Source organism: Streptomyces humi, from assembly GCF_001005085.2.
In the GTDB taxonomy this organism is placed as follows: Bacteria; Actinomycetota; Actinomycetes; order Streptomycetales; family Streptomycetaceae; genus Streptomyces; species Streptomyces humi.
This window is the reverse complement of record NZ_LBMU02000096.1, coordinates 1-18,175: the sequence shown is the minus strand read 5'-3', so window position 1 is coordinate 18,175 and position 18,175 is coordinate 1. Positions and strand designations below refer to the sequence as shown.

18 protein-coding genes are annotated in these 18,175 nt (G+C 70.1%); 9 read left to right on the top strand and 9 right to left on the bottom strand.

Annotated features, from left to right (window positions below):
- Both AAW13_RS46185 and AAW13_RS36885 read right to left on the bottom strand, forming a co-directional pair.
- Window positions 1–730, bottom strand: a 730-nt coding sequence (locus AAW13_RS46185; RefSeq protein WP_167391777.1) for a DUF6801 domain-containing protein, incomplete at its 3' end; no start/stop codon positions are given.
- An 89-nt stretch (window positions 731–819) separates the two neighbouring features.
- Window positions 820–1,653 carry a diacylglycerol kinase family protein gene (locus AAW13_RS36885; RefSeq protein WP_046730651.1) on the bottom strand — a complete coding sequence of 278 codons (834 nt, stop codon included), beginning with the start codon at window positions 1,651–1,653 and terminating at the stop codon, window positions 820–822.
- A gap of 197 nt (window positions 1,654–1,850) precedes the next feature.
- Here AAW13_RS36885 and AAW13_RS36880 point away from each other — a divergent pair, with 197 nt between their 5' ends.
- The 5 genes from AAW13_RS36880 (at window position 1,851) to AAW13_RS36860 (ending at window position 8,595) form a co-directional block, all read left to right on the top strand.
- Window positions 1,851–3,134: an adenylosuccinate synthase gene (locus AAW13_RS36880; RefSeq protein WP_046730652.1), complete on the top strand. Its 1,284-nt coding sequence runs from the start codon at window positions 1,851–1,853 to the stop codon at window positions 3,132–3,134.
- Window positions 3,135–3,297: 163 nt separating this feature from the next.
- Window positions 3,298–5,130 carry a bifunctional metallophosphatase/5'-nucleotidase gene (locus AAW13_RS36875; RefSeq protein WP_046730653.1) on the top strand — a complete coding sequence of 611 codons (1,833 nt, stop codon included), beginning with the start codon at window positions 3,298–3,300 and terminating at the stop codon, window positions 5,128–5,130.
- Between the two features lie 358 nt (window positions 5,131–5,488).
- Entirely contained in the window at window positions 5,489–6,697 is a 1,209-nt protein-coding gene (locus AAW13_RS36870; RefSeq protein ID WP_240528847.1) for a DUF3500 domain-containing protein, read from the top strand.
- A complete protein-coding gene (locus AAW13_RS36865; protein WP_052768600.1) occupies window positions 6,694–8,079 on the top strand; it encodes a HupE/UreJ family protein in 1,386 nt (461 codons plus the stop codon). Before AAW13_RS36870 ends, AAW13_RS36865 begins: the two co-directional genes overlap by 4 nt.
- A 141-nt stretch (window positions 8,080–8,220) precedes the next feature.
- Window positions 8,221–8,595 (top strand): hypothetical protein, encoded by a 375-nt coding sequence (locus tag AAW13_RS36860; RefSeq protein ID WP_052768601.1) that lies wholly within the window; start codon window positions 8,221–8,223, stop codon window positions 8,593–8,595.
- 100 nt (window positions 8,596–8,695) lie between these two features.
- Here the strand turns inward: AAW13_RS36860 and AAW13_RS36855 are convergent, their stop codons facing one another.
- Both AAW13_RS36855 and AAW13_RS47185 read right to left on the bottom strand, forming a co-directional pair.
- Window positions 8,696–8,935, bottom strand: coding sequence for a DUF397 domain-containing protein (locus AAW13_RS36855; protein WP_046730654.1), 240 nt, complete (start codon window positions 8,933–8,935; stop codon window positions 8,696–8,698).
- The gene (locus AAW13_RS47185) at window positions 8,932–9,057 is read right to left on the bottom strand and encodes a hypothetical protein (protein ID WP_240528848.1); all 126 of its coding nucleotides are present in this window, start codon (window positions 9,055–9,057) and stop codon (window positions 8,932–8,934) included. Before AAW13_RS47185 ends, AAW13_RS36855 begins: the two co-directional genes overlap by 4 nt.
- A gap of 801 nt (window positions 9,058–9,858) precedes the next feature.
- Here AAW13_RS47185 and AAW13_RS36845 point away from each other — a divergent pair.
- From AAW13_RS36845 to AAW13_RS36835, 3 genes are all read left to right on the top strand, one after another.
- Window positions 9,859–10,191 carry a hypothetical protein gene (locus tag AAW13_RS36845; protein ID WP_046730655.1) on the top strand — a complete coding sequence of 111 codons (333 nt, stop codon included), beginning with the start codon at window positions 9,859–9,861 and terminating at the stop codon, window positions 10,189–10,191.
- A 75-nt stretch (window positions 10,192–10,266) separates the two neighbouring features.
- A complete protein-coding gene (locus tag AAW13_RS36840; protein WP_240528846.1) occupies window positions 10,267–10,530 on the top strand; it encodes a hypothetical protein in 264 nt (87 codons plus the stop codon).
- Window positions 10,527–10,940 (top strand): PIN domain-containing protein, encoded by a 414-nt coding sequence (locus AAW13_RS36835; protein ID WP_046730657.1) that lies wholly within the window; start codon window positions 10,527–10,529, stop codon window positions 10,938–10,940. The genes AAW13_RS36840 and AAW13_RS36835 overlap by 4 nt, the downstream gene beginning before the upstream one ends.
- A gap of 105 nt (window positions 10,941–11,045) precedes the next feature.
- Here the strand turns inward: AAW13_RS36835 and AAW13_RS36830 are convergent, their stop codons facing one another.
- The 5 genes from AAW13_RS36830 to AAW13_RS36810 all read right to left on the bottom strand — a co-directional run bounded on the left by AAW13_RS36830 (window position 11,046) and on the right by AAW13_RS36810 (window position 16,779).
- Window positions 11,046–11,297: a hypothetical protein gene (locus tag AAW13_RS36830; RefSeq protein ID WP_046730658.1), complete on the bottom strand. Its 252-nt coding sequence runs from the start codon at window positions 11,295–11,297 to the stop codon at window positions 11,046–11,048.
- A 139-nt stretch (window positions 11,298–11,436) separates the two neighbouring features.
- Entirely contained in the window at window positions 11,437–12,087 is a 651-nt protein-coding gene (locus tag AAW13_RS36825; RefSeq protein ID WP_046730659.1) for a hypothetical protein, read from the bottom strand.
- A 77-nt stretch (window positions 12,088–12,164) separates the two neighbouring features.
- The gene (locus AAW13_RS36820; RefSeq protein WP_046730660.1) at window positions 12,165–14,603 is read right to left on the bottom strand and encodes a dolichyl-phosphate beta-glucosyltransferase; all 2,439 of its coding nucleotides are present in this window, start codon (window positions 14,601–14,603) and stop codon (window positions 12,165–12,167) included.
- A complete protein-coding gene (locus AAW13_RS36815) occupies window positions 14,600–15,298 on the bottom strand; it encodes a GntR family transcriptional regulator (RefSeq protein WP_046730661.1) in 699 nt (232 codons plus the stop codon). Before AAW13_RS36815 ends, AAW13_RS36820 begins: the two co-directional genes overlap by 4 nt.
- Window positions 15,299–15,423: 125 nt before the next feature.
- A complete protein-coding gene (locus AAW13_RS36810; RefSeq protein ID WP_046730662.1) occupies window positions 15,424–16,779 on the bottom strand; it encodes an aspartate aminotransferase family protein in 1,356 nt (451 codons plus the stop codon).
- 210 nt (window positions 16,780–16,989) lie between these two features.
- Here AAW13_RS36810 and AAW13_RS36805 point away from each other — a divergent pair.
- On the top strand, window positions 16,990–18,175 hold a 1,186-nt coding region (locus AAW13_RS36805; protein ID WP_240528845.1), incomplete at its 3' end, for a serine/threonine-protein kinase.

Sequence of the window (18,175 nt, the reverse complement as noted above, 5' to 3'; positions counted from 1 at the left end):
CGCCCGTCCCCGCCCCACCACCCGACGCCGACCCACCCGACGCCGACCCCGACCCCCCGCCTGTTCCCGGCCCCGTCCCCGTCGGTGCGGGCGACGCCTCCGCCGGCAGGATCCGGAAGGACGACAGCACCCTGTCCTGGTCCGGCTCCACGTCGCACGACGCGTTCACCGTGCGCAGCACCGTCTCGCTGCCGTCCGCCTGCCGTGGCGTCACACGCAACTCGATGTCACCCGCGACGATCCTCGCGGTGCCCGCCCGCGTGAAGGTGAGCGACGGTGCGGTCCCGTGCGCCGGGACGGTCAGCGACCCCGACGACGGGATCTGGGTCACGGGCACGTCCATCGGCACCGTGACGTCCACGTCCCCCTGCGGCGCGGCCACGACCGCGTGCACCTTCGCCGTGCCTTCGAGGCTGGTGGCCCCGACCGTCCGCAGTCCCGCCGGGACGAGCCCGCCGACCGCCGCCGACGCGTCCACCGGCAGCCGGGGAGTGGGGCGGCCGACCACATGGGTGTCGGAGACGTCCCACGCGACCGACCCCGTCATGGCCTGTCCGCCGAGCAGCCCGAAATCGCAGGTGTACCGGAAGGCCCGGGGAGCGGCCGCCGTGCTCGCGGCTCCTGCGGCGGCTCCTGCGGCGGCTCCCGGGGCGGCTCCTGCGGCGAAGACGAGGACGGCCCCGGCGATCCATGCGGCGGCCGTGCGTCCGGCCTGTAATGCACCTGGCATATACGCACCGTACGTAACCGGATGCGGTACGTCAGTCCGGGCGGCGGAACCTTCACTGCGCTTCCACGAACCCTCGTGGACACGTGCGGCTAAGCCGGCACCGTCAGCCCCCACGCGCCCTCCAGGACCCGCCAGGTCCGGCGTCGTACCGGGCCCGCCACCCCCGCGTCGGCCCGGTACCGGAAGTCCGCGCCCACCACCGTCACCGTCCGGCCCGACGCGCGTAGCGGGGTCGCCTCCGCGCCCACCGACAGGGGCCGCACCTCCACCTCGGCCACCCCGCGGTCGCCCGGGGTCACGGACACGCCCTCCAGCGGCTGGTCCAGGTCCACCACGGTCCGCCCGTCGACCTCCACCCGCAGCCGCGCGGGCCCCGGCCGGGACACGACCGGGGCCGGGCGGGCGGACAGGGACCGTACGAGGGTCTGGTACGGCCGCAGCCACGTCCGTATCGCGGTCTCCGGCTCCGGCGCCTGCGGCTCGTCGGCCACCGGCGGGATGCGCAGCGCGCCCAGCACCACCCCGTCGCTGTCGTCGACCAGGAGGTCCATCCGGCGCTCCACCCCGTCCAGCACCGCCCGCGCCGCCGCCACCGCACCGGCCGGCACGCCCAGGGTGTGCGCCACGCTCTGCGCGCCCCCGACGGGGACCACGGACAGCACACATCCGGCCAGCTCCCGGCGGCGGTGCAGCAGGGTCACCGCGCGGACCAGGGCGCCGTCGTCACCGATGACCACCGGCCGCCGCGAGCCCCGGCGGGACAGCGCGCGGGCGAATTCCTCGGGGCCGTCCGGCAGGCACACCTTCGCCGCCGCACCCGCGCTGAGCACGTCTTTCGCGATCCGGACGGATTCGTTGTCCGTTTCCCTGGCCGCCGGATCGATGATCACCAGCAGCTGATCGGACGTCGCGAAAGTCGCCACCTCGGTCCTGCCTCGCTTCCTCGGGTAGCATCACTGTGCAAGAGCCCCTTGCGCTATTGCGCCAGGGGTTTCGTCTATTCCGGGGCATCCGGTCCGACGGTTGTGCGGCCAACGACGGTCGCGGTGGTACGCGGCGCTGAACAATACGCGTACGCCCCTGACCTTGGACATGCCCCGCCCGGAAGGGGTGTACGCGCGTGCCCGCACTTGTGCTGCTCGGTGCTCAGTGGGGTGACGAAGGCAAGGGAAAGGCGACGGACCTGCTAGGCGGTTCCGTCGACTACGTGGTGCGTTACCAGGGTGGCAACAACGCCGGCCACACGGTCGTCGTGGGCGACCAGAAGTACGCGCTCCACCTGCTCCCTTCCGGAATCCTCTCGCCCACGTGTGTCCCGGTCATCGGCAACGGTGTCGTCGTCGACCCGTCGGTCCTGCTCTCCGAGCTGAGCGGTCTGAACGAGCGTGGCGTCGACACGTCCAAGCTCATGATCAGCGGTAACGCGCACATCATCACGCCGTACAACGTGACCGTCGACAAGGTGACGGAACGCTTCCTCGGCAAGCGCAAGATCGGCACCACCGGGCGCGGCATCGGCCCGACCTACGCCGACAAGATCAACCGCGTCGGCATCCGGGTCCAGGACCTGTACGACGAGTCGATCCTGACGCAGAAGGTCGAGGCGGCCCTCGACGTCAAGAACCAGATGCTCACCAAGCTCTACAACCGGCGCGCGATCGCCGTGGAGCAGGTCGTCGAGGAGCTGCTGGGCTACGCGGAGAAGCTCGCTCCGTACGTCGCCGACACGGTGCTGGTCCTCAACCAGGCGCTGGAGGAGGACAAGGTCGTGCTCTTCGAGGGCGGCCAGGGCACGCTCCTCGACATCGACCACGGCACGTACCCCTTCGTGACCTCGTCGAACCCGACGGCCGGCGGTGCCTGCACCGGCTCCGGTGTCGGCCCGACGAAGATCAGCCGGGTCATCGGCATCCTCAAGGCGTACACGACCCGGGTCGGCGCCGGCCCGTTCCCGACCGAGCTGTTCGACGCGGACGGCGAGGCGCTGCGCCGGATCGGCGGCGAGCGCGGTGTGACCACCGGCCGGGACCGCCGCTGCGGCTGGTTCGACGCGGTCATCGCCCGCTACGCGACCCGGGTGAACGGCCTGACCGACTTCTTCCTCACCAAGCTCGACGTGCTCACCGGCTGGGAGCAGATCCCGGTCTGTGTCGCGTACGAGATCGACGGCAAGCGGGTCGAGGAACTCCCGTACTCGCAGACCGACTTCCACCACGCGAAGCCGGTCTACGAGAACCTGCCGGGCTGGTCCGAGGACATCACCAAGGCCAAGTCCTTCTCGGACCTGCCGAAGAACGCCCAGAACTACGTCAAGGCGCTGGAGGAGATGTCCGGCGCCCCGATCTCCGCGATCGGCGTGGGTCCGGGCCGGGACGAGACGATCGAGGTCAACTCGTTCCTGTAGGGCGCGCCTTCACTGTCGCACTTGGGCCGGTCTTGGGAATCCTTGACCGGCCCTTGGTCCGCTCGTGGTTACGCCGGTAACGGGCGAGGGTCAGCATCTACGCGGGTAGCCCGCCGCGGCCCGCACGCCTCACCCGTCCTCTGTGCCTCTCCAGGAGTCCTGAATGCCCGTCAATCCCATGAACCGCCGTGAGTTCGTGCAGAAGTCGGCCGTCACCGGCGCCGCCGTGGCCGTCGCGGGAACCGTCGGTACCGGCACCGCCCAGGCCGCCGAGCACGGCCACGGCCACACCAAGCCGCCCAAGGCGCCCAAGACCTGGAGCTTCACCGTCCTGGGCACCACCGACCTGCACAGCCACGTCTTCAACTGGGACTACTACACCAACGCGGCGCCCGTGGACTCCAAGGGCAACACGTACGGCATCGCACGCATCGCCACCCTGGTGAAGAACATCCGCAAGGAGCTGGGCGCGGACCGGGTCCTCCTGGTCGACGCCGGTGACATCATCCAGGGCACCTCCCTCGCCTCCTACTTCGCGAGCGTCGACCCGATCACCGGCAAGGACGGCAAGCGCGGTCCCGAGCATCCCATGGCGATCGCCATGAACGAGATGCGCTACGACGCGGCCGCCCTCGGCAACCACGAGTTCAACTACGGCATCGAGGTGGTCCGCACCTTCGAGAAGCAGTGCGACTTCCCGCTGCTCGGTGCCAACGCCCTGGACGCCAAGACGCTGAAGCCCGCCTTCCGGCCCTACACCGTCAAGCACATCAAGGTCCCGCACGGCCCGGACATCAAGGTCGGCATCCTCGGCCTGACCAACCCGGGCATCGCCCTGTGGGACAAGGACAACGTCTCCGGGAAGATGGCCTTCACGGGCCTGGTCGAGCAGGCGAAGAAGTACGTGCCGCGGCTGCGCGCCCTCGGCTGTGACGTCGTCTTCCTCACCGACCACTCCGGCCTGGACGGCTCGACCTCGTGGGGCGACGAACTCCCCTACGTGGAGAACGCGTCGAACCTGGTCGCCGAGCAGGTGCCCGGCATCGACGCGATCCTCGTCGGCCACACCCACGTCGACGTCCCGTCGTACACGGTGAAGAACGCGGAGACGGGCGAGGACGTCCTGCTCTCCGAGCCGTACTGCTACGGCTACCGGCTCTCCCGCTTCGACTTCGAGCTGGAGCACGTGCACGGCTCCTGGAAGGTCACCAGGAAGACCGCCACCACCCTGAACAGCAACACGGTGGCCGAGGACCCGCGGATCACCGAACTCCTCACCAAGGACCACGAGCTGGTGGTCAAGTACGTCAACACCGCGATCGGCACCTGCACCGCGGCGATGTCGACGGCGGAGGCCTGCTGGAAGGACGTCCCCGCCATCGACTTCATCCAGCAGGTCCAGATGGACGCGGTGAAGGCGGGCCTGTCCGCGGCGGACGCGGCGCTGCCGCTGATCTCGGTGGCCGCGTGCTTCAGCCGTACGGCCACCATCCCGGCCGGTGACGTGACGATCCGCGACGTCGCGGGCCTCTACGTCTACGAGAACACCCTGTACGGCAAGAAGCTCACCGGTGCCCAGCTCAAGGACTACCTGGAGTACGCGGCGAAGTACTACCACCAGGTCCCGGCGGGCACGGCGGTGGACACCGCCACCCTCACCAACGCCAACAGCTTCTGGGACTACATGTACGACATGGCGGCCGGCGTCGACTACGAGATCGACATCGCGGCGGCCGAGGGCTCGCGCATCAAGAACCTCAGCTACAACGGCACCGCGGTCGCCGACGACCAGGTCTTCGTCGTCGCCGTCAACAACTACCGCGCCAACGGCGGCTCCGGCTACCCGCACATCGCGTCCGCCGAGATCGCCTACAGCTCCACCAACCAGGTCCGCGACCTGATGGTCGCCTACGCCACGGCCAAGGGCACCATCGACCCGTCCGCCTTCGCGGCCGTCAACTGGAAGCTGACGCAGGGCGGCACGCCGGTGTTCTAGCGGTCGCTGCCTCCTGATTCGTGGCGGTTCCACCTCGTGTGGGGCCGCCACTTCTTATTTGCCCGGCAAGCGGAACCTGTTAATTCGCCCAGCGAATTAAGCGTAATCTGTGAAACCTTAAACGCTGTGAATCCTGAAGGGTTTCGGATGTAATCCGAAGCTGTTTTTCAGTTGCCTTTCACGTGTTGAGTGTCAACAATGTTGTTGGTACTGTCCCTGGCGTCGCAGCAGGCCAACGGGTGCTTCCCGAAAGGCTGATGCGTCATTCCATGCCTGCCTCCACCTTGTCGCACAAGGAGCTTTTTTCGTGAGCAGAGACAGAACTCGTCAGGTGCGTAACCGACGTACTTGGCGGGGTGTGGCCGGGGCTGCCACCGCTATTGTGCTGGTCGGCGGCGGATTCGCCGTCGCCAATGCGTCGACCGACTCGGCGCAGAAAACGGCCGTAGGCGTCCAGCGTCCGGTCCACAAGGACGCCAAGGGTGTCGCGGCCGTGGTCAGCGCCGCCAACGCGTTCCTCAACACGCTGACCTCGGACCAGCAGGCGGAGACGCTGCTGGACCTCACCCAGGCGAACGCGACCGCGTGGTCGAACCTGCCGTGCGGCTCCTCCTGCCGCCCCGGCATCCAGACCGGCTCGCTCTCGGACGACCAGCTGGCCGCCCTGAAGAACGTGCTGAAGGTCGCCCTGGGCACCGGCAAGAGCACCGGTTACGAGCACGTCCTGGAGACCCTCAAGGCCGACGACGTGCTCGCCTCCGCGCAGAGCACCAGCTCCTCGTCCGACGCCCCGACGGGCGGCGCCTCCGACGCGCCCTCCGCCACCGCCAGTTCGACGGCGACCGACGTCCCGACCGACGTCCCGACCGACGTCCCGACCGGCACCCCGCCCTCCGGCGGCGCCGGCGGCGGCTACGGCAGCGGCATCTACTTCCTGGCGTTCCTGGGCACCCCGTCGGCGACCGGCACCTGGCAGCTGCACTTCGGCGGCCACCACCTCGCCGTCGACATCACGTACAAGGACGGCAAGGTCGCGGGCGCCAGCCCGTACTTCACCGGCGTCGAGCCGACCACCTGGACCGACGACGACGGCACCACGTACTCGCCGCTCGCGAAGTTCCGCGACGGTCTGCTGAAGCTCACCGGCAGCCTGACCACCGAGCAGCTGGCCGAGGCCAAGCTGTCGGAGTCGTTCAGCGACGTACTGCTCGGTCCGGGCAAGGACGGCGACTTCCCGGAGACCAAGGAGGGCATCAAGGTCAGCGAGCTGTCGCCGAAGCAGAAGAAGCTGGTCCTCGAAGCCATCCACCCCTGGGTGGCCAACGTGGACGACGCCACCGCCAAGCAGCTCATGAAGACGTACGAGCGCGAGCTGGACCAGACCTACGTCTCCTACTCCGGCGGGACCGCTCTGGACACCCAGGGCGACTACGTCCGGATCGACGGCCCGAGCGTCTGGATCGAGTTCGTCTGCCAGAACGGCGTGGTCTACCGGGACCAGGTGCACTACCACACGGTGTACCGGGACCACACCCGCGACTACGGAAACGAGTTCTCCTTCTCATGACCGGACCGCGAAACTGGCTGACCACAGCGCTCGCACGCCTGGTGGCCGGGATCGCGATCGTGGTACCGGCGGCGCTCCTGCTCGGGGCGTCGCCGGCCGCCGCGCATCCGATGCCGCACTCGGTGGTCCAGCTCGACGTGTACCGGTCCTCGGTCGCCGCCCGCCTGGAGCTGCCGGTCAGCGACTTCTCCCGGGCCAGCGGGATCGACCTCACCGAGACGACCAAGGCCCGACTGCCGTCCCGGGCCGCCGCCGTCCGTGCCTACCTGCTCAAGCACATCCACCCGACCACGACCGGCGGCAAGGCCTGGCGGGTCGCCATCGGATCGATGCACCTGAGCGCCACCCGGCAGACGTCCACCGGTCCCTACCGCGAGCTGACCGTCGCCGCGGTCCTCACCCCGCCCGCCGACGCCGACGTACGCCACTTCACCTTCCGCTACGACGTGATCGTGCACCAGGTCGTCACCCACGTGACCCTCGTGACGGTCCGCCAGGACTGGGCCAACGGCCAGGTCGACGGCAAGGGCACCACCCAGGTCGGCACCATCGAGCTCGACGTCCGGCACATGAAGGTCCCGGCCCTCAAGGTCGACCTCGGCCCCGGCAGCGCCTGGCGCGGCTTCGTCGCCATGGTCGGACTCGGCGGCAACCACATCCTGACCGGCACCGACCACCTGCTCTTCCTGCTGATCCTGCTCCTGCCGGCCCCCCTCGCCGCGACCGGCGGCCGCTGGACCGGCCTGGTCGGCCCCCGCAAAGCACTCGCCCGCATCGGCGGCATCACCCTCGCCTTCACCGCCGGCCACTCGGTCGCCCTGGCCGCGAGCTCCCTGGGCCGGCTCGACATCCCGTCCTGGCCGGTGGAGGCGTTCATCGCCGCGAGCATCCTGGTCGGCGCGATCCACGCGATCCGCCCCCTCTTCCCCGGGCGGGAAGCGGCCGTGGCGGGCGTCTTCGGCCTGGGCCACGGTATGGCGTTCTCCTTCGTGCTCGCCGAAATGCACCTCTCCACAAGCCAGTTGGTCACCAGCCTCCTCGGCTTCAACCTCGGCATCGAACTGGTCCAGCTGCTGCTGGTCTGCCTCGCCCTGCCCTCGCTCCTGGTCCTGGCCCGCCTCCGCGTCCAGCCCGCACTCCGCCTGACCGGCGCGGTGCTCACCGGCATCGCGGCCCTCGGCTGGCTCGTCGACCGCCTCGGCCTGCCCAATCCGGTCGCCCGCACGGCCGACAGCGTGGGCTCCCACACCACGCTCCTGCTGACCGTCCTGACGCTGGCCGCCCTCACCAGCACCGGGTGGACCCTGGCCACCCGCATCCGCAGCACACCGCGGGGCGGACTCAGACCGCTCCGATGGCGCGCGGCCCCGGACCGTTCGTGAGCCGCGTGGCGGCGCCGACCAGGCCGACGGCGGCCCGACCGGCCGCCTCTTCGACGACGACGGGGAGGTGCCCCGGTGACTCACGCCGGTTGAGTAGGTCTACTCAGGCGGGGACGCGCCGACGGCGGTGAGATGGGAGGCATGAGCTTTCCGCCGCCTCTTCACCCGCCGTTCCCGGCGCCGCGTCCCGCGCCGCGCAGGCCGCTCGGGGCCGTCTTCGCGGTGGCGGCCGGGCTGCTGCTCGCGGTCGCCGTCGCCGTCAACGGGCTGTTGTTCTTCGGCATGGCCTTCGCCGGTGACAGCTGCGGCACCTCGGCCGGGACAGCGCGGTTCTGCGACGACTCCGGCGTCTGGATACTCGTCGCGATGTTCGGGCCATGGGTCGCGCTGGCCGCCGCGGTCGTCACGGTCGTGCTCGGGGCGGTACAGGCCCGGCGACCGTGGACCGCCCTGGCGGTGGGCGTGCTCGTGTACGCGGCGGGCCCTGCGCTCGCCCTGTTCACCGTCTTCGGCTAGACGCCTCGCCGTCATTCGTCCGCGGCGCGGTGGTGGCTGGTCGCGCAGTTCCTCCCCCAGCCTTCGGCCGGGGGTACCCCCAGCGCCCCTCACGGGGCGCTCATCCGGCCGACTGTAGGAACGCGGCCCAGGCGGCGGGGGAGAGGGTGAGGCGGGGGCCGTCGGGGGCGGTCTTGGAGTCGCGGACGTGGATGGTGTGGGGGCAGGGGGAAATTTCGACGCAATCGCCGCCGCTGGCGTTGCTGTAGGAGGATTTGCGCCAGGTGTAGGCGGTTTCGAGGCATTGGCCCCCACCCGCGTCGCTGTAACTCGACTTGAACCATCGCAGGGTGCTGGTCATGGCTGCTCTTCTCCCGCCAACTTTCGGATGAGGCTCAGTGAGTCGTCCGGGCTCAGTGCCTGAGTCCGGATCTCTGCATAGCGGTGGGCGAGAAGAGCGACCTTCGTGGGATCGCTGACCAGGAGGCTTTCGTCCTGGACTTCGAGGTGAACGACGTCGTAATGGTTCCTTGGTCTCCTCCAGGATCAGCTCGATCGTCGCCGTCGGCTCCGCCCGGTCGAACAGCGCACGCCGTGCACGGAAGGCCTTCGCGAGGGCGGCCAGGAGCTGTGCCGTGCTGCCCGCCTCCGCCTTGTTCTCGGTCCGCGCCATTGCGGTCACCCCCGAACTCAACCGAACTCAAAGGGTCACAACCACCGGACCCCGAATTCCCAGAGTTCGCAGCTCTTGACTCCGGGTTATGGCGACGGTAGCCGCCGGTGCCGACACTGATCCCATGAACACGGAAAGTGACCCCTAGGACCTCGGCTGGGTTCCGGCAACTCCGCAAAGCCGGTGTTCAGTTCGACGCCGTACGGGTGGACGACGGGGCGTGGGGGCGGCGGCTCGCCGACCGGCTCGCGGAGCTGACAGGGGGTGATCCCGGGCCCGTCATCGAGGTCGCCGGCGGTTCCGGACCGGGTGTCGTACATCCCGATCCCCGCGCTGGACGACATGACCTGGCCGCTGTCCTGGCGGTACCGGCCGACTTGTCCGGACCGTTTCGTGCACACGCGACTGCTGCGTTCCGCGCTTCACTCCCCGGAGTGAAATCCGTCAACGTGACGCCGGGAAAAAGGGATTGTGGCTTGCGCTCGCCGCTTTGCGGGGCCCTAAAGTCACGATCAACAGATTGCCCCCGCGGTGCGCCAACACCCGGGGGCTCGACACCAGGAGCGGCAGCTCCACCAGGAAAGCTGGGGCTCCCCATGCACGTTCATCGTATGGCGCCCGTGCGCGCCTTCGCAGCCCTTGCCCGCACCGGTTTCGGGGACCGTCGTCTGTCCTGGGGCGCGGTAGGCGTACTGGCGTACCTCTTGCGGCTGCCCGACGGTTCCTGGATCACCGAACGCATTCTCGCCGAGCGGCGCCGGGAGGGGTGCATGTCGGTCGTCGCCTCCCTGCGTGAGCTGGAGGAACGGGGTTATCTGCGGCGGGTGGTGGCGCGGGACCCGGTGACCCGGCAGTACTCGACGGTCTGCGAGGTATTCGACAGTCCGTACGAATCCACTGCACCGACGGGTGAAATGCAAAAAGTTCGCCTTGTGGCGGCTTAGTACCAAGGAGAGAAGACTGCAATGGCTGCCTTGCTTGAACGGCCCGAGATGGTATACCGGAGGTATACTTGCGTCATGGCTGACACCACCGTCAAGGTCGACCCCGCTGTCCGTGACCGCCTCATGGTGCTCGCCAGGGAGCGCGGGATGACCATGCGCGACCTGATCGCCGAGCTCGCGGGAGCCACGCCCACGCAGGAGGAACTGCACAAGCGCTACGAGGAGACGAAGGCGTACTGCGAGACGCACTTCGGGGTGACCTTCACGCAGGAGGACCACGACCGTGTGGAGAAGGTCTGGCAGGACCTCGAGGCCGGCCGCCCGGTGGACAGTCTGTGAGCGCGACGAGGGCCGGTTCCACCAGTGTCGTCTTCGACGAGTCCGCCCTTCTGGCGCTCGGCTCTGGGAACTCGCTGGCTTCCCACTTCGTGGCGAACACGGAGCACGGGCCGACCCGGCACGTGTACGTTCCCGCACTCTGTCTGGCCGCGGCCGACGGCATGCGCAAGGGGCTCGCGGAGCACGTCGGTGCGCTTCCGGCCGTCGAGATCGTGGAGTTGGACTTCGCGGGCGCCTCTACGGTCGGCGCGCTGTTGCGTGACGGCGTGGAGTGGCGGCTCGGGCATGCGGTTCACCTGTCCCGGCCCACGCTCGACTGGCCCGACGGTCGTCATGTCGTGACCGTCGAACCCGGCCGCTATGCCGACATGCCCCTCGTGCGGACCATCAGGCTGCCGCAGCAGAGGTGACCGACGGACACCCCAGAGCTCCGGACCGACGCGGTCCGGAGCCCTGTCCACTTCACTCAGAGATGATCACGCGGCTCAAGGCCGGTTCAGTCGGTGCGTGACGGCCTACCAGTCGTGGCCGCAGTCGGAACCCATGTCGGTGAACTGCGCACCCGGGCTGCCCTCGCCGTTGAGGAGGTTGCCGGCGAGCCCGTTGGCGATGCCCACCTCACCGAGGATGTCGAGGTTGAAGTCGTGCGACCGGCAACCGCCGCCGTGGTGCCCGCCCTGCGGCAGGGCCGTGGCCGGGACGGTGCCCATGAAACCGACGCCGCCGATGATGGCGACCGCAACAGCTGCCTTCTGAAGCTTGCGCATGTCTCCTCCTTGGGTTCACTGGAGCGCGCGACAAAAGATCTGATAAGCGCTCATTTCGGAGGCTAGATCGACATCTCTCGCCGCGCCCCCTGGAGGAGCCATACGGGGTTCCGCCGTACGGGGGCGGTTTCACGGACCGTCAGCTGAAGACGATCATGGAACCCTGGGCCAGGCTGCGGGTCGCCGCCGCGTGCAGCCCCAGCCATACGTGCCGTTCTCGCGCGAAGGGACTCGGGTCGAAGGGGGCCGGATCCGCCGGTTCCTCCAAGTCCGTGGGAGCAGACGGCGGTTGGGGTGCGGCCGGCGGGTTCGCCGGGTCGATGCCGATCGAGGGGGCGACGTACTCCAGCTCCCGCAGCAGCGCGTGCGAGGAGCCCAACGGGCCGCCGCTCGCGAGCAGTTCGTCACTGGAGAGCGGGTGCGGGAAGTCGACCGGGACGTAGGCGCCCGCGTGGTCGTAGTGCCAGACGAGGTGGGACTGCTGGGCCGTCGACTCGAACATCTCCAGGAGCTGCTCGTAGTCGCCGCCCAGGTCGTCGACCGGGGACACCGGCAGACCGCAGACCTGGAGCAGATAGGCGCGGCGCAGGAAGTGCAGCGCGTCGTAGTCGAAGCCGGCCACGGGCGCGACCTCGCCGGACAGGCCCGGCATGTACTGGTACACCGGCACCGGTGGCAGTCCGGCCTCGGCGAGCACCTTGTTGTATTGCGCGAGTTCCTCGGCGAACGGATTGTCGGGCGTGTGGCACAACACGTCGACGAGCGGTACCAGCCAGAGGTCACAGGCCAAAGAGGGCTCCTCGTATCGGTGCGTTCACAGCTGGTGTACAGCCGGGTGGTCAGGAAGAGTAGTCGGTGCGGAGCCGGTCAGCTCCCCTCGTGCAGGTCCCATACCCAGACCCCACCGGTCCACTTACCGGGTTTTCCGGTCAGTGCCGACACGGCCTGCCGGAGTCTGTCGTCGTTGGGCTGCGGGGCGACCACCAGGGCGCCCGCCTTCCAGAAGGCGAAGTCCTTCTTCGCCTGCGCCCGCCAGTTCGCGCCGATCACCGGCACCTTCCCGGTGTAGCGGACGTCCCGCAGCATGTCGGAGGTGTAGCGGGGGACGGCGCCGTAGATACCGATACGGTCGTTGCCGTAGGGGCCGTTGAAGTATCCGCCGGGCAGTCTGAAACCGAGGTCGGCGGTGGTCTGCCAGTGCAGCGCCTCCGCGGCGCCCGGGTCGGGAAGCGGAACCGGGACGAGCGACTCGCCCTTCGCCACGTACGACTTCCACATCCCGCTCGTGATGAACTCCGGGACCGCCGCCCGCGGCGCCGCCTTCAGGGGCGCCGGGATGATCGGGAGCAGGGCGAGGGCGACCGAGAGCAGGCCGAAGTAGAGGGTGCCGACCCGCCGGGCGGACAGCACCTTCTCCAGGAAGACCGCCAGCAGGACGCCCAGGGCCGGCGCGCAGATCATCGCGACCCGGCCCTCGATCACCGACTCGAAGAGCGGGAACTTCCGCACCAGCGCCCACGGCCCGGGGTACACGGTGTCCGTCAGCGGGATCCGGATCTTCGGTCCGAGCGACAGCACCGCGGCGGCCAGCGAGGTGAACGCCAGCGCCTTGACCAGCGGCCGCTCCCACAGTCGTACGACGATCGCGAAGGCGAGCAGCACCAGCGGCCAGCCGTAGAAGGCGTTCTGCTCGGTCGGGTTGAGGGAGAGCTCGTTGGCCCGGCCCGCGTCCCCGAAGAGCATCGACCGCTCGGCGAAGGCCAGCAGGGAGAGCGGGCTGTTTCCGGCGTCGTCGCCGTGCAGGACGCTGTGGTAGCTCTGCGGCCCGGTGAACTGCCAGTACAGGGGGAAGGCCACCAGCGGGAGGCAGACCGCCCCGGCGACCAGCAGGCCCTTGCCGAGGGGCCGCCAGGCCTCCTTCGCCACCCGCGGCCGTACCGCCGCGTACCCGACGGCGAACAGCGCCATCCCGAGCGCGGCCAGCAGCAGCGGCTCCTCGCCCAGGAACACCTGGTAGGCCGTCAGCACACCGAGCACGATGCCGTCCCGCCGGACCCGCGCACCGGTCGTCAGCCGCAGGGCGCGGTCCACGATCAGCGGGATCATGAACAGGATCACGAAGTTGGGGTGCGCGTTGGCGTGGCTGACCATCGGCGGTGCGAAGGCCGCGAGGGCCGCGCCGACGGCGGCCGCGCCCCGGTGCCCCGTCACCCGTTTCACGATCAGCCAGTACCAGGCGACCGCCGTCGCGGCGAGGCCCAGCGCCATGCAGACGGAGAGCGAGACCGCAGGCCCGGCGAGCAGCGTGAGCGGGGCGAAGGGGACGGACAGGCCCAGCATGACCGTGTTGGCCATCAGGTTCACGCCGTCGGGGAAGCCCTGGAGATCGGAGAAGAGCGGGTTGCGCAGGTGCGCGAGGTTGTCCGCGGTCACCGCGAAGAACCACTCCCACTGGTTCTGGTCCTGGATGGAGTCGACGAGATAGCGGTGGTCAGGGTCGAAGAAGCGGCCCGAGTACAACGCCACGGACAGCACCAGGAAGAGGGCCGCCACCAGCAGGTCGGCCGGGCGCAGCCGGCGCAGCCGCAGCCGGGCCAGGTCGGCCAGGACCCTCGGGTAGTCGAGCGGGCCCACCTTCGAACCCGGCTGGTGGCTCCAGCGGACCGGGACCTCGGCGATGGGGTGGCCGCCCCGGTGCAGGTCCTGGAGGACCTCGACGTCGATGCCCCAGCCGTCCAGGCGGGACGCGGCGAACGACTCCCGGGCCAGGTCGCCGTCGAACAGCTTGAAACCGCACTGGGTGTCCCGCAGACCCGGCACGGCGGTGGCGCGTATCAGGAGGTTCCCGGCCCGGCCGAGCAGCTCGCGCAGCCGGTGCTGGTGGTCGGCTATCTCCGCGCCGGGCACCGCACGCGAGCCGATCGCCGCGGCCGCGCCCTCGCCGAGCGCCTTGTCGAGCCGTTCCAGCTCCTCGATGGGGGCCGCGAGGTCGGCGTCGGTGACCAGCACCCGGCCGCCCGTCGTGGCGGCGACGCCGAGGCGCAGGGCGTTGCCCTTGCCCCGGTTGCGGTCGGCGGCGACCAGCCGGACGCGCGGATGCGCCAGGGCGGCGACCTCGCGGGTGCCGTCCGTCGACCCGTCGTCGGAGACGATCACCTCCCAGGAGCCGAAACGGCTCTCGTTGTCCGTGAGGTAACGGGTGACGGCGTCGAGCGTGGGGCCGAGCCGCGCCTCCTCGTTGTAGGCGGGTATGACGACAGAGAGGTCGACTTCCTCCGTGTCGGCCCGCTCCGCTGGCTCGGTCATCCGTTCTCCGACAGTCGCTCGATGAGGGCGAGGGAGTGGGTGTTGTACGCGGTGACGATCCCCCGGGCGGTCTCCGCGTCCCGGCGGGACAGCGCGTCCACCAACTCGGTGTGCCGGGCCCACAGATACCCGCGTAGATCAGGGAGCCGCCGTAGCCGCTGCACCGCGCACACCCAGGACTGGACGCGCAGCCGGTGCAGGAAGTCACCGAGGTAGGGGTTGCCGAACAGGGCGGACAGCTCGCGCCAGAACCGCAGGTCGTACCCGATGAGGATGGTGAGCTCGCCGGCGGTCGCGGCGCGCTGCGCCTCCTCGCCACGGCGGCGGACCGTGGCCAGGGCGGCGGCGACGCGGGTGTCCTGCGGGTCCTTGAAGGCGGGGTGGCGGCCGTCGGTCAGCGCCTGGAACATGCCGTCGGTGACCATGCTGCGGGCCTCGATCATGCCCCGGTAGTCGGCGAGCGTGTACTCGGGGACCCGGAAGCCGCGGTGCTGGTCGGCTTCGAGGATGCCCTGCGCGGACAGGTCGACCAGGGCCTCGCGGACCGGCGTGGCGGACACCCCGTACTGCTCGGCGATCTCCTTGACCGTGAACTCGCGGCCCGGCTGGAGCCGCCCGGCGAGCACCTCGTCACGGAGCGCGTCCGCGATCTGCTGGCGCAGGGTACTGCGCGTCACAGCGCCGTTGCCGGGCATCGTCGGGTGCCACTCCTCACGCGTTCGGGTGACGTGCTCGCTTACATGTACATCTACGAGCACGCCACCTTACGCGTTCGGGTTGCCTCCGTATGTCTTCTCTTCGGTGAGGGACCCCCGCAGCCTCACACCGTGTACTCGTCGGCCACGCCCAACGCGGCGTCCAGCGCGGCGAACCCCTCCTTCAACTCGGCCTCGGAGACATTGCACGGCGGTACGACATGCGTCCGGTTCATGTTCACGAACGGCCACAGACCGTGCCGCTTCGCCGCCGCCGTGAACGCCGCCATCGGCGCGTTCGCCTCCCCGGCCGCGTTGTACGGCACCAGCGGCTCCCGGGTCTCCCGGCTGCGCACCAGGTCCAGCGCCCAGAACATGCCGGTACCCCGCACCTCGCCGACGCTCGGGTGCCGCTCGGCGAGTGCCGCGAGCGCGGGCCCGACGACGTCCGCGCCCAGCCGCCGCGCGTTCTCGACGACCCCTTCCTCCGCCATCACGTCGATGGTGGCGACCGCGGCGGCACAGGCCAGCGGATGCCCGGAGTACGTCAGCCCGCCCGGGTAGGGCCGCTTCCCGAAGGTCTCGGCGATCCGCCCGCCGATCGCCACGCCCCCGAGCGGCACGTATCCGCTGTTCACGCCCTTGGCGAAGGTCATCAGGTCCGGAACGACCCCGAACAGGTCGGCGGCGAACCACTCGCCGGTCCGTCCGAACCCGGCCATCACCTCGTCCAGGACGAAGACGATCCCGTACTTGTCGCAGATCTCCCGGACGCCGGCCAGGTACCCCGGCGGCGGCACCATGATCCCGGCGGTCCCGGGGATCGTCTCCAGGACGATCGCGGCGACGGTCCCCGGCCCCTCGAAGGCGATCGTCGTCTCCAGGTGCTCCAGCGCGCGGGCGGTCTCCTGCTCCTCGGTCTCCGCGTAGAAACGGGAGCGGTAGAGGAAGGGGGCCCAGAAGTGCACGACCCCTGCGGCCGCGCCGTCGGAGGCCCAGCGGCGCGGGTCACCGGTGAGGTTGATCGCCTGCTGGGTGCCGCCGTGGTACGAGCGGTACGCGGAGAGCACCTTGGGGCGGCCCGTGTGCAGCCGGGCCATGCGCGTCGCGTGCTCGATCGCGTCGGCGCCGCCGTTGGTGAAGAAGATCTTGTCCAGGTCCCCGGGGGTCCGCTCGGCGATCAGCCGCGCGGCCTCCGAGCGTGCCTCGACGGCGAAGGCGGGCGCGAAGGTCGTCATCCGCGCGGCCTGCTCCTGGATGGCGGCGACCACCCTGGGGTGCTGGTAGCCGATGTTGGTGAAGACGAGCCCGCTGGTGAAGTCCAGGTACCGCCTGCCGTCGTAGTCCCAGAAGTACGACCCTTCGGCACCGGCCACGGGCAGGGGGTCGATGAGGTCCTGCGCGGACCACGAGTGGAAGACGTGCGCACGGTCGGCCGCCTTCACGGCGGCTCCGGTCTGGGGACTGGGCTGAGGGGTCATGGCGGGGAGCGTAGGAGCGGTCGGCGGGGGCGCGATATCGGCGACATGTTCCGTGCTCCGGCGGATTCCGCGACACGTTGTCCACAACCGGTGGATGTGCCGGAGTCTCCGGTACCTGTTACGGAACCGTAGACAGGGCGGGGCTCGGCTGCCCGCACGGCCGGAATATTCTCGGCTCGATCACACATGTGGAGGAGGGGCGGATCTGCCATGGAGAAGCTTGGGCCCGGGGATCCGCAGCACATCGGGAGCTACCGGCTGCTCGCGAGGCTGGGTGCGGGCGGCATGGGCCAGGTGTACCTCGCCCGGTCGGAACGCGGCCGCACGGTCGCCGTGAAGCTGGTGCGTGCGGAACTGGCCGCGCGGGAGGAGTTCCGGGCGCGCTTCCGGCAGGAGGTGCGCAACGCCCAGCGGGTCGGCGGGTTCTGGACCGCGCCCGTGCTGGACGCCGACACCGAGGCCGCGGTGCCCTGGGTGGCCACCGGCTATGTGGCCGGGCCGAGCCTCCAGCGGGTCGTCGAGCACGACCACGGGCCGCTGCCCGAGCGGTCGGTGCGCATCCTCGCGGCCGGGCTGGCGCACGCGCTGTCCAACATCCACGCGGCCGGGATCGTCCACCGCGACCTCAAGCCGTCCAACGTGATGCTCACCATCGAGGGCCCCCGGGTCATCGACTTCGGCATCGCGCGGGCGCTGGAGACCTCGCCGGGGGAGGGGCTCACCCGGACCGGCACGCTGATCGGCTCGCCCGGCTTCATGGCCCCCGAGCAGGTGCGCGGCGACCGGATCACTCCGGCGTGCGACGTCTTCTGCCTCGGCTCGGTGCTGGCCTACGCGGCGACCGGCCGGCTCCCCTTCGGCTCCACCGAGGGCGGTGAACACGCCGTGCTGTTCCGCATCGCCCAGGAGGACCCCGACCTCTCCGGCCTCCCCGAGGGCATCGCCGACGTGGTCCGCGACTGCCTGCGCAAGGACCCGGCGACCCGCCCGACCCTGGACGCGATCCTGTCCCGGACGGGAGCGGTCGACACGGTCGAACAGGGCCGGTCGAGGGACCCCTGGCTGCCCGGTTCCCTGGTGGCCCAGCTCGGCCGGCACGCGGTGGAGTTGCTGGAGGTGGAGGACCCGACGATCCACGGCGCCCTGCGTGCCGCGACCGATCAGGAGGCGCGAGGGACAGGCGACCCGGAGGCACGGGGCGGTGCCGAATCGGCGGCTGCCGCCGCGGCGCGGCCGGCCACGGCCCACCCGCAGCCGCCCCACAACGGCACACCCCCCGAGCACACCACGGCCCACCCCGCGTACGGCTATCCGCAACCGCACCCCCAGACCACCCCGTACAACCCCTACACCACCGTGGTCACCCCGGACCCCACCCCTCCGGTCTACACCCCGC

Coding starts and splice junctions, on each gene's coding strand:
- AAW13_RS36815 (WP_046730661.1), bottom strand. CDS start 15,298: ATGCCCGGCAACGGCGCTGTGACGCGCAGTACCCTGCGCCAGCAGATC.
- AAW13_RS36820 (WP_046730660.1), bottom strand. CDS start 14,603: ATGACCGAGCCAGCGGAGCGGGCCGACACGGAGGAAGTCGACCTCTCT.
- AAW13_RS36875 (WP_046730653.1), top strand. CDS start 3,298: ATGCCCGTCAATCCCATGAACCGCCGTGAGTTCGTGCAGAAGTCGGCC.
- AAW13_RS36840 (WP_240528846.1), top strand. CDS start 10,267: ATGGCTGACACCACCGTCAAGGTCGACCCCGCTGTCCGTGACCGCCTC.
- AAW13_RS36810 (WP_046730662.1), bottom strand. CDS start 16,779: ATGACCCCTCAGCCCAGTCCCCAGACCGGAGCCGCCGTGAAGGCGGCC.
- AAW13_RS36845 (WP_046730655.1), top strand. CDS start 9,859: ATGGCGCCCGTGCGCGCCTTCGCAGCCCTTGCCCGCACCGGTTTCGGG.
- AAW13_RS36860 (WP_052768601.1), top strand. CDS start 8,221: ATGAGCTTTCCGCCGCCTCTTCACCCGCCGTTCCCGGCGCCGCGTCCC.
- AAW13_RS36855 (WP_046730654.1), bottom strand. CDS start 8,935: ATGACCAGCACCCTGCGATGGTTCAAGTCGAGTTACAGCGACGCGGGT.
- AAW13_RS36830 (WP_046730658.1), bottom strand. CDS start 11,297: ATGCGCAAGCTTCAGAAGGCAGCTGTTGCGGTCGCCATCATCGGCGGC.
- AAW13_RS36865 (WP_052768600.1), top strand. CDS start 6,694: ATGACCGGACCGCGAAACTGGCTGACCACAGCGCTCGCACGCCTGGTG.